The sequence below is a fragment of the Streptomyces sp. NBC_00690 genome, from assembly GCF_036226685.1.
Taxonomy (GTDB): domain Bacteria; phylum Actinomycetota; class Actinomycetes; order Streptomycetales; family Streptomycetaceae; genus Streptomyces.
Genome location: NZ_CP109009.1, coordinates 3,045,217 through 3,057,774, shown reverse-complemented (window position 1 = coordinate 3,057,774; position 12,558 = coordinate 3,045,217). Strand labels below are relative to the sequence as shown.

Below are 12,558 nucleotides of genomic sequence, written 5' to 3'. Positions count from 1 at the left end.
GCAACGGCAGCCGATCGACCACCTGTGTCTCCTGCCCGGCCTGCCGCGGCACCGGCACCCGCCCCACAGTCGCCTCCCGCACCACGCAGTACTCCGAGGTGGCCTGATGGGGATCTTCAGCCGCAAGGGCAACGACAACGAAGACCCGTACGAGCTTCAGGACGCTATCGACCGCATGAAGCTGGACGGCGCGATGCTGCGACGCATCGACCAAGCACACACCGCTATCGGCTGCGGCGACGACTCCCAGCCTTCTGGACAGACCTCCGGCCCTTCCTCACCGTCCGCCAGCACGCACAAGAAGGGGCGGCGCTGGTGACCTGCCTCGACTGGAGCGACAAGAAGCACTTCGACCACTCCGGCGACCAGCCCTGTGTCTGCTGCGGCAAACCCACTCCGCTTCGCTCCGACCGGGGCAAGCCGGTGCACAAGGTCTGCGCCGAAGCCTGGCTCACTGCCCACCCACCCAAGGAGAACGGCAAGTGACCGACACCGCCACCATGGCGGGCCTGGACCCGACCACCCTCGCCGACGCGCTGAGGGTGGCCGGGTCCCCCGGCTTCGACCGCTGGCAAGACCAGATCCGCCGTACGGGCGGCTGCTCCGACCCCATCCACCTCCAGGGCACGACAGTCACCCGGGATCGTGCGAGCGGGCAGGTCCTCCACTCCTACTCGACCGAGGGCGAGCCGGGCGGAAGTCTGCGAGTGGCGTGCGGAAACCGTCGTGCCTCGCGCTGCCCCGCCTGCGCCTGGACCTACGCGGGAGACACCTACCACCTGATCCGGGCCGGACTCACCGGCGACGTGGCCAAGGGCACCCCAGAGACGGTGAGGGATCACCCCCGGGTGTTCGCCACCCTCACCGCACCCAGCTTCGGCCCCGTCCACAACCGTCCCGCGGGCGGTCATCGTCCCTGCCGCTGCGGCACCCACCACCCCGAGAATGATCCCGTCCTGGGCACGGCACTCGACCCCCTCACCTACGACTACGCGGGGGCGGTGCTGTGGAACAACCACGCCTCCGACCTGTGGCGGTACTTCACCATCTACCTCCGCCGGGAGATCGCCAAGCGGGCAGGACTCACCCAACAGGCTGCACGCGACCAGTCGCGCATCTCCTTCGGGAAGGTTGCTGAGTACCAAAAGCGCGGGGCTGTGCACTTCCATGCCGTCATCCGCTTCGACGGGCCAGACGGACCCGACACACCCCCACCCTCCTGGGCAACCCTCGACCTCCTCGACGATGCGATCCGGGCCGCCGCTGCCCGCGTTGAGGTGGATGTGCCTCCAGCCGGTGACCAACCCGCCCGCACTCTCACCTGGGGCACACAGCTCGACGTACGCCCCATCCTGGCCTTCGGCGACGACACCGAGATCACGGAAGCGGCGGTGGCCTCCTACGTCGCCAAATACGCGACCAAAGCGGCTGAGATCACGGGCGGACCTGATCGACCTGTCGGCAACCACGAAGCCTTGACCCTGCTCGATCTGCCCCACCACACACGCAGGTTGATGGCGGCCTGCCTCGACCTCCACCCCGCCTACCCCGAACGCCGGTTACGCGACTGGGCCCACATGCTCGGCTTCCGCGGCCACTTCTCCACCAAATCCCGCAGCTACTCCACCACCCTCGGCACACTCCGCCAAATCCGGGCCGACTACCGCGCATCACAAGAACGCCGGCGTCTTGGCCTCCCCGACCTCGACGAACACCCCGAAGCAACAACCCTCGTCATCGCCCACTGGACCTACGCCGGACACGGCCACACACCCGGCGAAACCTGGCTCGCAGCCACCATCCACAACGACCTCCAAGCCAACCGAGAACTAGCCCGCGAAGCACGCAACGAACTGCACGACACCGAGGGGGAGTGGTGACCATGGAACGCCTACTGAAGGTGCAGGAAGTCGCCGTGCTGTTGGGTACCACGGTTCGCTTCCCGCGGCGGCTCATCGAAGAACGTCGCATCACCTTCGTCAAGGTCGGGCGACACGTCCGCATCCCTGAGCGGGCGGTAGAGGCTTTCGTGGCAGCGAACACGGTGCAACCGCGTCGGCTCGGCAACCCGCGGGGGGTGGCTGCCTGATGGCTGGGAAGCGTCGACAGTTCGGCCGTGTTCGCAAGCTTCCTTCCGGTCGCTACCAGGCTCGCTACGTCGGTCCTGACGGCTTGCTTCGGCCGGCTCCGGAGACCTTCCGCACAAAGAAGGACGCTGACGATTGGCTTGCCGACAAACAGACTGAGATGCGCCGTGGTGATTGGCATGATCCCGACGCTGGGAAGGTTCCGTTTGGCCCGTATGCCGTCGCGTGGATCGCAGAGCGGGAACTCACCGTGACCACCCGCCAGCTCTACGGTTCACTGCTGAGGAATCACCTGGAGCCGTGCTTCGGCACTGTGGCTGTTGCGGACATTTCACCGCCTGTCGTGCGCCGTTGGAGGGCTGACAAGCTCGTCTCCGGCACGGGGCCGACCACGGTCGCGAAAGCGTACGCCCTCCTGCGGGCCATTATGGCGACGGCTGTGTCTGATCAGATGATCAGGCGCAACCCGTGTGTGATCAAGGGCGCCAGCATCGTTCACACTCCGGAGCGCCCCACTGCCACGGTCCAAGAGGTGTACGACCTCGCCTCAACGATCCAGCCGCGCTACCGGGTTCTGGTGCTCATGGCCGGATTCCTGGGCCTGCGCTGGGGCGAACTCGTCGGCCTGCATCGCCGTGATATCGATCTAGAGCGGGGGACCGTGCGTGTTCGGCGGGCTGTGGCCGAACTCTTCAACGGGAAGCAGGAGATCAAGGCTCCCAAGAGCGCGGCGGGTAAGCGCACCGTTGCGATCCCTGCCGTGATTCTCGGGGAGATCCTCGATCACCTGCACGGCTTCGCCGAGTCGGGTGCAGACGGTCGGGTGTTCATCGGTGCCAAGGGAGCAACCCCGCGCCGGAACCACTTCAACCGGCTGTGGCGCAAGGCGTGTGAGGAGGCTGGGATCAAGGGCCTGCACTTCCACGACCTGCGGCATACGGGCAATACCTTGGCCGCTTCTACGGGGGCAAGCACGCGGGAACTTATGTCTCGAATGGGCCACAGTACGGCCCGTGCGGCCTTGATTTACCAGCACGCGAGTGCGGACCGGGATCGGCTTATTGCCGACGCTGTGAGCGGTCTCGTCAAGACGGGCCGGACGGACGTCCGGAAACCCCGGAAGGTAGATCGAAAGTCCAAGGGGCATGTGGGGGACACGCGGGACTGAACGAAGGTCCCCAAAACGCTCAGGGCCAGGTGGAGGAATAGTCCTCTTACCTGGCCCTGAGTCATTTGGAGCGGGCGACGGGAATCGAACCCGCGTAGCTAGTTTGGAAGACTAGGGCTCTACCATTGAGCTACGCCCGCAAAGCTCGCACCGCAGGTCACCCCCGTGGGGGCGGCCGTCGGTACGAGAAGCATCGTAGCGGGTCGCAGGGCGAGGACGCACACCGCTTCCGCGCGAGCCCCCGCGTACGCCTCCACCCCCGCGATAACCGGCAGCAGCGGCCCCCGAAGACCCTGTACCCTACGTCTCGCACCAACGGGGTGTGGCGCAGCTTGGTAGCGCGTCCGCTTTGGGAGCGGAAGGTCGTCGGTTCGAATCCGGCCACCCCGACCAACATCATCCGAGCCCTCACAAGATCGCATTGTGGGGCTCATCCTGCGTGCGGCTACTATGCAAGCTGCGTGCCCGTGTGTCCGACGACTGAGACGTGATCCGGGCCGATCAGCTGAGTCCCCACAGTGTGCGGTGGACGCGGTAGAACCCCAGTATTTCAGCCACCAAGGAGACCGAACCGTGAAGAGCGCCGTGGAGACCCTGAACCCGACCCGGGTTCGGCTCACTGTCGAGGTGCCCTTCGAGGAGCTCAAGGACAGCCTCGACGCGGCGTACAAGAAGATCAACCAGCAGGTCACGGTCAAGGGCTTCCGTAAGGGCAAGGTCCCGGCCCGAGTGATCGACCAGCGGTTCGGCCGTGGTGCTGTGCTGGAGGAGGCCGTCAACGACGCCCTTCCGAAGTTCTACACCGAAGCGGTCAACGAGGCGGAGATCAATCCCCTCGGCCAGCCCGAGGTCGACATCACCGAGCTGAAGGACGGCGACACGCTGAACTTCACCGCTGAGGTCGACATCCGTCCCGAGATCGAGATTCCGGACTACTCCGGCATCGAGGTCACCGTGGACTCCGTCGAGGTCACCGAAGAGGACATCGACGAGGCCGTGGAGCAGCTGCGCGAGCGGTTCGCCTCCACCTCGCCGGTCGAGCGCGCCGCCGAAGACGGCGACGTCGTCACGATCGACCTGGAGGCCAAGGTCGACGGAGAGGTGCTGGAGGACGGCGTCGCCAACGCCATTCCCTACACCATCGGCTCCGGTGAGCTCCTCGACGGCATCGACGAGGCCGTGAAGGGCCTGGAGGTCGGTGGCGAGGCCACCTTCACCTCCGAGCTCAAGGGCGGCTCCGCAGCGGGCAAGGAGGCCGAGGTCACCGTCAAGATCACCCAGGTCGCCGCCCGTGAGCTGCCTGCGCTGGACGATGACTTCGCACAGCTGGCCAGCGAGTTCGACACGCTCGACGAGCTGAAGGCCGACAGCCGCAAGCGCCTGGAGAACACCAAGCAGTACGACCAGGCCACCCAGGCCCAGGAGCGCGTGCTCGAAGAGCTGCTGAAGCTGGCCGAGATCCCGATCCCCGAGAAGCTCCTTGAGGACGAGGTCAACACCCGCAAGCACAACCTTGAGCACCACCAGCTCGGGCAGATGGGTCTCGACCTCACGAAGTACCTGGAGATCCAGGGCAAGACGGTCGAGGAGTTCGAGACCGAGACCAAGGAGCAGGCGGTCAAGGGCATCAAGACCCAGTTCCTGCTCGACGCGCTGGTCAACAAGGAGAAGCTGAACGTCAACCAGGAGGAGCTCACCGAGCACCTCATGCGGCGCGCGGCCTCCTCCGGCATGAGCCCCGACCAGTTCGCGCAGGCGGTCGTCGAGGGCAACCAGGTTCCGATGCTCGTCGGCGAGGTCGCCCGCGGCAAGGCGCTGGCCCTGGTCGTCGAGGCCGTGAAGGTCGTCGACACCAACGGCGAGCCCGTTGACCTGGACGTGGACGAGGACGAGGCCGCCGAGACGGTCGAGGCCACCACCGAGGCCACCGAGGTCGCGGAGGAGTCCGCCGAGGCCACCGACGCCACGGAGACCACGCCGACCAAGGACGCCTGAGCCTTTTCCAGCAGTCCCAGCGCAGGGCCCGGACACCGTTGTGTCCGGGCCCTGCGCGCTCTGGTTTCCTTAACCACCTTGCGCTCCGAGCGAACAGTTCGGGAACCGGGATGGCGTTGTCCGACCTGCGCGTTAGGGTCCATGAGTACGAGGGCAGGGGAGTACCCGCCCCCGGCTACGAAGACGCTGAGACGGCAGGCAGCCGTCAGAGACGAGCAGGTGGATACGTGACGAATCTGATGCCTTTCGCCGCCGGTGAGCCGTCCCTCGGTGGTGGCCTCGGCGACCAGGTCTACAGCCGGCTGCTCGGCGAGCGCATTATCTTCCTCGGCCAGCAGGTCGACGACGACATCGCCAACAAGATCACCGCACAGCTGCTGCTCCTTGCCGCCGACCCCGACAAGGACATCTACCTCTACATCAACAGCCCCGGCGGCTCGGTGACGGCCGGCATGGCGGTCTACGACACCATGCAGTACATCCCGAACGACGTGGTCACCATCGGTATGGGCATGGCGGCCTCCATGGGCCAGTTCCTGCTGACCGGTGGCGCGGTCGGCAAGCGCTTCGCGCTGCCGAACACCGACATCCTCATGCACCAGGGCTCCGCCGGACTCGGTGGCACCGCCTCCGACATCAAGATCCAGGCGGAGTACCTGCTGCGCACGAAGCAGCGCATGGCGGAGATCACGGCCCGCCACTCCGGCCAGACCGTCGAGGCGATCATCCGCGACGGCGACCGCGACCGCTGGTTCACCTCGCAGGAGGCCAAGGACTACGGCCTCATCGACGAGATCATCTCCGCCGCGTCGGGTGTCCCGGGCGGCGGCGGCACCGGCGCCTGATCGCCCGGTACGGCCCCTAGGCGCACCGGACCCGATCCAGGCCCCGTTCCGCCACCCCAGCCCGCGAAACGCCCCGCAGAACGCCACCAGGATGGTGAACACCCACATGACCAACTTCTCCGCGAGCGGTCTCTACACCGGCACGCAGCTGGACAACCGCTATGTCGTCCCGCGCTTCGTCGAGCGCACCTCCCAGGGCGTGCGCGAGTACGACCCGTACGCGAAGCTGTTCGAGGAGCGCATCATCTTCCTCGGCGTGCAGATCGACGACGCCTCAGCCAACGACGTCATGGCACAGCTGCTGTGCCTGGAGTCGATGGACCCCGACCGGGACATCTCCATCTACATCAACAGCCCCGGTGGCTCCTTCACCGCGCTGACCGCCATCTACGACACGATGCAGTTCGTGAAGCCGGACATCCAGACGGTCTGCATGGGCCAGGCGGCCTCCGCCGCGGCCGTGCTGCTCGCCGCCGGTACCCCCGGCAAGCGGATGGCCCTGCCCCACACCCGCGTCCTCATCCACCAGCCGTCCTCCCAGACCGGCCGGGAGCAGCTCTCCGACCTGGAGATCGCGGCCAAGGAGATCCTGCGGATGCGCGAGCAGTTGGAAGAGATGCTCGCCAAGCACTCGACCACGCCGATCGAGAAGGTTCGCGACGACATCGAGCGCGACAAGATCCTGACCGCCGAGGATGCACTCGCGTACGGTCTGATCGACCAGATCGTCTCCACTCGCAAGAGCACGGCCGCCACTGCGGCCTGACCGGTGAGTCACCCTTGGTGCGGTGCACGACAATGTGAACCGCGCCAAGGGGGGCCCGAACGAGGGCCCCGGCAAGGTACCGTCGGATATGAGGCACCAGGAGCAGGCTGAACCAAGCCGCTCCCAGGCGAAGGGGAAGCACCTCGTGGCACGCATCGGTGATGGCGGCGACCTGCTCAAGTGCTCGTTCTGCGGAAAGAGCCAGAAGCAGGTGAAGAAGCTCATCGCAGGCCCGGGTGTGTACATCTGCGACGAGTGCATCGACCTCTGTAATGAGATCATCGAGGAGGAGCTCGCAGAGACCTCCGAAGTGCGGTGGGAGGAACTGCCCAAACCGCGCGAGATCTATGAGTTCCTCGAAAGCTACGTCGTCGGCCAGGAGCCCGCGAAGAAGGCCCTCTCCGTAGCGGTCTACAACCACTACAAGCGGGTCCAGGCAGGCGAGAACGGCGGCGCCCAGGGCCGCGAGGACGCCATCGAGCTCGCCAAGTCGAACATCCTCCTCCTCGGCCCCACCGGCTCCGGCAAGACCCTGCTCGCCCAGACCCTGGCCCGCATGCTCAACGTGCCCTTCGCCATCGCGGACGCGACCGCGCTGACGGAAGCGGGTTACGTCGGCGAGGACGTCGAGAACATCCTGCTCAAGCTGATCCAGGCGGCGGACTACGACGTCAAGAAGGCCGAGACCGGGATCATCTACATCGATGAGATCGACAAGGTCGCCCGCAAGAGCGAGAACCCCTCGATCACCCGCGACGTCTCGGGCGAAGGCGTCCAGCAGGCACTGCTGAAGATCCTGGAGGGCACCACCGCCTCCGTACCGCCCCAGGGCGGACGCAAGCACCCCCACCAGGAGTTCATCCAGATCGACACGACGAACGTCCTGTTCATCGTGGGCGGCGCGTTCGCCGGCCTGGAGAAGATCATCGAGTCCCGCGCGGGCGCCAAGGGCATCGGATTCGGGGCCACGATCCGTTCCAAGCGCGAGATCGAGGCGAGCAACCAGTTCCAGGAGGTCATGCCGGAAGACCTGGTGAAGTTCGGGATGATCCCCGAGTTCATCGGCCGTCTGCCCGTGCTGACCTCGGTTCACAACCTGGACCGCGAGGCGCTGCTTCAGATCCTGGTCGAGCCGCGCAACGCCCTCGTCAAGCAGTACCAGCGCCTCTTCGAACTCGACGGTGTCGAGCTGGACTTCGACCGCCCGGCCCTGGAAGCCATCGCCGACCAGGCCATCTTGCGCGGCACCGGCGCCCGTGGACTGCGCGCCATCATGGAGGAGGTCCTCCAGTCGGTGATGTACGAGGTGCCGTCGCGCAAGGACGTCGCCCGCGTGGTCATCACGGCCGACGTGGTGCGCAACAACGTCAACCCGACGCTGGTGCCGAGGATCGTGAAGAACGACGGACGGCACGAGAAGTCGGCCTGACGACCCAGAAGCACGAGAAAGGGGCGCCCTCCCAGAGGGCGCCCCTTCTTTATGTCCGAGTGGACACCGCGTCCGTCAGACCTTCGTCCGCGAGGTCTCGTAGAACTTGGCGGTCAGTTCCGCGAGCTTCTCTTGAGTCATCTTCTCGCCGCTACCGCCCTGACCCGCTGCCTCGGCGATGTCGATCGAATTGATGGCGGCGATGGTGCTGTAGTCGGCCCAGACACACATGGGGATCTCCAACTGCTTGGGCCCCGTGCCCGCGGCGTCGTTCTTCGGCGTCAGCTTCACGTCCTGGCACTTCATCAGCGCGCCTTCGAAGCCTTCGGGCGTGACGTCGGTCGGGCTGCCGATCAACTCGACCCCGACGTCCGCGTTCTTCTGGTCATCGTTCTTGCCGATGCCTGCGAAGTAGCCGTCGATCGCCTTGCCGGGGTCGGTGACCTCACCCCACAGCCCGCTGAAAGTTGCCACACGTCCCTTCAAAGGATTGGCCGCCGAGCCCGACCTGTAGGTGACGGTCACCTGGGTGGCGTTCTTGATGCCGTAGGACTCGGCTTCCTTCTTGTCCTTCGAGGGAAGGGGACCTGACCTCTCCTGGTCACCCTTCTTGTACTCGCCGACTGACGCGGCGGGGGTGAGCTTGTGCCCCTTGGTGCTGGCGGACACCGTGCTGTTGCTGGTGCCGCTGTCACGCAGCAGGAAGAACGCACCGCCGGCGACCACCGCGAGGGCCACCACCCCGATGCCGATGATCAACCCGGTCTTCTTCTTCGGGGCCGGCGGCGGAGGCGGGACCTGCCCCGGATACTGCGGCTGCTGACCGTACGCGCCGGGCTGCTGCGGTGCGCTCCACTGGCCGGGCTGCTGGGGCTGGCTGTAGGGATTCGGCTGTTGGGGTGCACCCTGGGGAGCCTGTTGGGGATACCCGTACGGGCCGGGCTGGCCCTGCTGCGGATATCCATAGCCGGGCTGCGGGGCCTGCGGCTGCTGGCCGTAGGGGCCCGGCTGGCCGTACGGCCCGGGCTGCTGCGGCTGTCCCCCGTACGGGCCCGGCTGGTTCTCACTCATTCTGGGTTCCCCTCCAGATATTTATGTGGCCCGAACATCCTCACCTAAGCCCTGTTCGAGTGGGGCGACGGGGGTCACACCGTTACCGAACTTTCCCGTTTCAGTACGACGCTGTGACACCCCTAAACTGGGCTCGTGACCGAGAACACTCAGCAGCAGCCAGCCAGCACCCCCGAACTGCCGACCCAGTACGCGCCGGCCCAGGTAGAGGGGAAGCTGTACGAGCGCTGGGTAGAGCGCGGTTACTTCACGGCGGACGCCAAGAGCGAGAAGCCCCCGTACACCATCGTCATTCCACCGCCCAACGTCACCGGAGCGCTCCACCTGGGACACGCCTTCCAGGTCACGCTCATGGATGCCCTCACCCGCCGCAAGCGGATGCAGGGATACGAGGCGCTGTGGCTCCCCGGCATGGACCACGCCGGTATCGCCACCCAGAACAAGGTCGAACAGCAACTCGCCGAAGAGGGCAAGTCCCGGCAGGACCTCGGCCGTGCGGAGTTCACCGACCGGGTCTGGCAGTGGAAGGAAGAGTACGGAGGCCGCATCCTCGGCCAGCTCCGTCGACTCGGCGCCGGTCTCGACTGGAGCCGTGAACGCTTCACCATGGACGAGGGCCTCTCACGGGCCGTCCAGACCATCTTCAAGAACCTCTACGACGACGAGTTGATCTACCGCGCCGAGCGCATCATCAACTGGTGCCCCCGATGTCTCACCGCGATCTCCGACATCGAGGTCGACTACCAGGACGACAACGGCGAACTGGTCTCCCTGAAGTACGGAGAAGGTGACGACACCCTCGTCGTCGCGACCACGCGGGTCGAGACGATGCTCGGTGACACCGCCGTCGCGGTCCACCCCGACGACCCCCGGTACGCCCACCTCATCGGCAAGCGGATCAAACTGCCGCTGACCGACCGGACGATCCCCGTCGTCGCGGACACCCATGTGGACCCGGAGTTCGGCACGGGCGCGGTCAAGGTGACCCCGGCGCACGACCCCAACGACTTCGCCATCGGCCAGCGCCACGGCCTGGAATCCCTCACGATCATGAACGAGCGGGCCGTGATCACCGTGCCCGGTCCCTTCGAGGGCCTCGATCGCTTCGAAGCGCGTTCGGCGATCGTTGCGGCACTGCGCCAGCAGGGGCGGATCGTCGCCGAGAAGCGCCCCTACGTCCACTCCGTGGGGCACTGCTCCCGTTGCAAGACCACCATCGAGCCCCGACTCTCCCTCCAGTGGTGGGTCAAGGTCGGGCCCCTTGCGCAGTCCGCGGGCGACGCGGTCCGGGACGGCCGCGTGGCCATCCACCCGGCCGACCTGTCGAAGCGCTACTTCGACTGGGTCGACAACATGCACGACTGGTGCATCTCCCGGCAGCTGTGGTGGGGCCACCGCATCCCCGTCTGGTACGGGCCGAACGGCGAAACCGTCTGCGTCGGCCCCGACGAGCAGCCGCCGAGCGGTGAGGGATGGACCCAGGACGAGGACGTCCTCGACACCTGGTTCTCCTCCGGTCTGTGGCCGTTCTCCACACTCGGCTGGCCCGAGCAGACCCAGGACCTGAAGAAGTTCTACTCCACCGACGTCCTGGTCACCGGACACGACATCATCTTCTTCTGGGTTGCCCGGATGATGATGTTCGGTCTCTACGCCATGGACGGCGAAGCACCCTTTAAGACCGTCGCCCTGACCGGTCTCGTCCGCGACGAGAACGGCAAGAAGATGTCCAAGTCGTTCGGGAACGCGGTGGACCCGCTCGACTGGATGGACACCTACGGCTCCGACGCGGTCCGCTTCACGCTCGCACGCGGCGCCAACCCCGGTGCGGACGTGCCGATCGGCGAAGACTGGGTCCAGGCATCCCGCAACTTCGCCAACAAGATCTGGAACGCCACCCGTTTCGCCTTGATGAACGGCGCCACGGTCGAAGGCGAACTGCCCCCGGTCGAGCAGCTCTCGGCGGCCGACCGCTGGATCCTGTCCCGTCTGAACACCACCGTGGCCGAGGTGGACGCCCTCTACGGCGACTACCAGTTCGCCAAGCTCTCCGATGCGCTCTACCACTTCGCGTGGGACGAGGTGTTCGACTGGTACGTCGAGCTCTCGAAGACGACGTACTTCGCCGGCGGTGAGCAGGCCAAGGTCTCCGCCCGGGTCCTCGGTGAGGTCCTGGACGTGACGCTGCGGCTGCTCCACCCGATCGTCCCCTTCGTCACCGAGACCCTGTGGACCACGCTGACCGGCAAGGAATCACTGGTCATCGCCGACTGGCCCAGCGACAGCGGGTTCCGGGACGCAGCGGCCGAGCAGGAGATCGAACTGGTCCAGCGGGTCGTCACCGAAGTCCGCCGCTTCCGCAACGACCAGGGCCTCCAGCCGGGCCAGCGGGTCCCGGCCCGCCTGGACCTCGGCGCCACGGCACTGGCACCGCACGAGGCCGCCATCCGCCAGTTGCTCAGGCTCCAGCCGGAGGGGGACGACTTCAACGCCACCGCGACCCTGCCGGTGGCGGGGGCGACCGTGTCCCTCGACCTGTCGGGGACGATCGACGTGGTTGCGGAGCGCAAGCGGCTGACGAAGGACCTGGCGGCAGCGCAGAAGGAGAAGCAGCAGGCGGAGGGGAAGCTGGGGAACGAGGCGTTCCTCGCGAAGGCCCCCGACAACGTCGTGGAGAAGATCCGGGTGCGCCTGGCCAAGGCCGAAGAGGAGATCACTCGGATCACTTCCCAACTGGGGAGCCTGCCGGAGGCGTCGCACTAAGAGGTGGGGGGCTTGGTACGGGTCTTGGCTTGGTCCGGGTGGGGCTCGTGCTGGGTTTCCGCCTTGAGTGGCGGAGGTTTCCGTCCTCAAGCGCCGGACGGGCTGGGGTTGGCCTGGGCTGCGGGTCTTGGCTCTCTCCGGGCGGAGCCCGTTCTGTGAGCTCAGCCCTGGGGGGCAGGGGGTTCCGTCCTCAAGCGCCGGACGGGCTGGGTGGGGCGGGCGGAGCTTGTGTGTTGGGGGCTGGTCTGGGGGCGGGGCTTTAGGTGGTCCGGCTGGGGGTGGGGTTAGTTCGGCTTGTGGGGGTGCTTTCGGGCGTGACTCCTCAGCGCCGGCGGCCAGCGGCTGATCCGTTGGTGGCGGCTCTGAAGCCGCCGACGCTTCCGGGGACACCCCCTGCGCGCCCCCAATACCGCAACCAGGCATACCTGCCCCCG

The 12,558-nt window shown here is 66.5% G+C and carries 11 protein-coding genes and 2 tRNA genes; 11 read left to right on the top strand and 2 right to left on the bottom strand.

The window, feature by feature from the left end; all coding sequences use genetic code 11:
- The first annotated feature begins 106 nt into the window (after nucleotides 1-106).
- The 5 genes from OID54_RS13460 to OID54_RS13440 are packed head-to-tail and all read left to right on the top strand — an operon-like array spanning nucleotide 107 to nucleotide 3,255.
- Nucleotides 107-319, top strand: a complete 213-nt coding sequence (locus OID54_RS13460) for a hypothetical protein (RefSeq protein WP_329018798.1) — start codon at nucleotides 107-109, stop codon at nucleotides 317-319.
- Nucleotides 316-486 (top strand): hypothetical protein, encoded by a 171-nt coding sequence (locus tag OID54_RS13455; RefSeq protein WP_329018795.1) that lies wholly within the window; start codon nucleotides 316-318, stop codon nucleotides 484-486. The genes OID54_RS13460 and OID54_RS13455 overlap by 4 nt, the downstream gene beginning before the upstream one ends.
- A complete protein-coding gene (repSA, locus tag OID54_RS13450) occupies nucleotides 483-1,880 on the top strand; it encodes a replication initiator protein RepSA (protein ID WP_329018793.1) in 1,398 nt (465 codons plus the stop codon). The genes OID54_RS13455 and repSA overlap by 4 nt, the downstream gene beginning before the upstream one ends.
- Before the next feature lie 2 nt (nucleotides 1,881-1,882).
- Nucleotides 1,883-2,089 carry an excisionase family DNA-binding protein gene (locus OID54_RS13445; RefSeq protein WP_329018791.1) on the top strand — a complete coding sequence of 69 codons (207 nt, stop codon included), beginning with the start codon at nucleotides 1,883-1,885 and terminating at the stop codon, nucleotides 2,087-2,089.
- Entirely contained in the window at nucleotides 2,089-3,255 is a 1,167-nt protein-coding gene (locus OID54_RS13440) for a tyrosine-type recombinase/integrase (protein ID WP_329018788.1), read from the top strand. The genes OID54_RS13445 and OID54_RS13440 overlap by 1 nt, the downstream gene beginning before the upstream one ends.
- 66 nt (nucleotides 3,256-3,321) lie before the next feature.
- Here OID54_RS13440 and OID54_RS13435 read toward each other — a convergent pair.
- Nucleotides 3,322-3,395: transfer RNA gene (locus OID54_RS13435), tRNA-Gly, on the bottom strand.
- A 176-nt stretch (nucleotides 3,396-3,571) separates the two neighbouring features.
- Between OID54_RS13435 and OID54_RS13430 the strand changes: the two genes are divergently transcribed.
- The 5 genes from OID54_RS13430 to clpX all read left to right on the top strand — a co-directional run bounded on the left by OID54_RS13430 (nucleotide 3,572) and on the right by clpX (nucleotide 8,290).
- Nucleotides 3,572-3,648: transfer RNA gene (locus tag OID54_RS13430), tRNA-Pro, on the top strand.
- A 180-nt stretch (nucleotides 3,649-3,828) separates the two neighbouring features.
- Complete coding sequence (gene tig / locus OID54_RS13425) at nucleotides 3,829-5,250, top strand: trigger factor (protein WP_329018786.1); 1,422 nt, start codon at nucleotides 3,829-3,831, stop codon at nucleotides 5,248-5,250.
- Nucleotides 5,251-5,489: 239 nt separating this feature from the next.
- Nucleotides 5,490-6,095 carry an ATP-dependent Clp protease proteolytic subunit gene (locus OID54_RS13420; RefSeq protein ID WP_329027481.1) on the top strand — a complete coding sequence of 202 codons (606 nt, stop codon included), beginning with the start codon at nucleotides 5,490-5,492 and terminating at the stop codon, nucleotides 6,093-6,095.
- A gap of 91 nt (nucleotides 6,096-6,186) precedes the next feature.
- Entirely contained in the window at nucleotides 6,187-6,861 is a 675-nt protein-coding gene (locus tag OID54_RS13415; protein ID WP_329018782.1) for an ATP-dependent Clp protease proteolytic subunit, read from the top strand.
- 145 nt (nucleotides 6,862-7,006) lie between these two features.
- Nucleotides 7,007-8,290, top strand: coding sequence for an ATP-dependent Clp protease ATP-binding subunit ClpX (gene clpX / locus OID54_RS13410; RefSeq protein ID WP_329027479.1), 1,284 nt, complete (start codon nucleotides 7,007-7,009; stop codon nucleotides 8,288-8,290).
- A gap of 75 nt (nucleotides 8,291-8,365) precedes the next feature.
- On the opposite strand, the gene OID54_RS13405 is transcribed toward clpX, so the two are convergent.
- Entirely contained in the window at nucleotides 8,366-9,361 is a 996-nt protein-coding gene (locus tag OID54_RS13405) for a hypothetical protein (protein WP_329018780.1), read from the bottom strand.
- A gap of 135 nt (nucleotides 9,362-9,496) precedes the next feature.
- Between OID54_RS13405 and OID54_RS13400 the strand changes: the two genes are divergently transcribed.
- Nucleotides 9,497-12,124 carry a valine--tRNA ligase gene (locus OID54_RS13400; RefSeq protein WP_329018778.1) on the top strand — a complete coding sequence of 876 codons (2,628 nt, stop codon included), beginning with the start codon at nucleotides 9,497-9,499 and terminating at the stop codon, nucleotides 12,122-12,124.
- The last annotated feature ends 434 nt before the right edge of the window (nucleotides 12,125-12,558 follow it).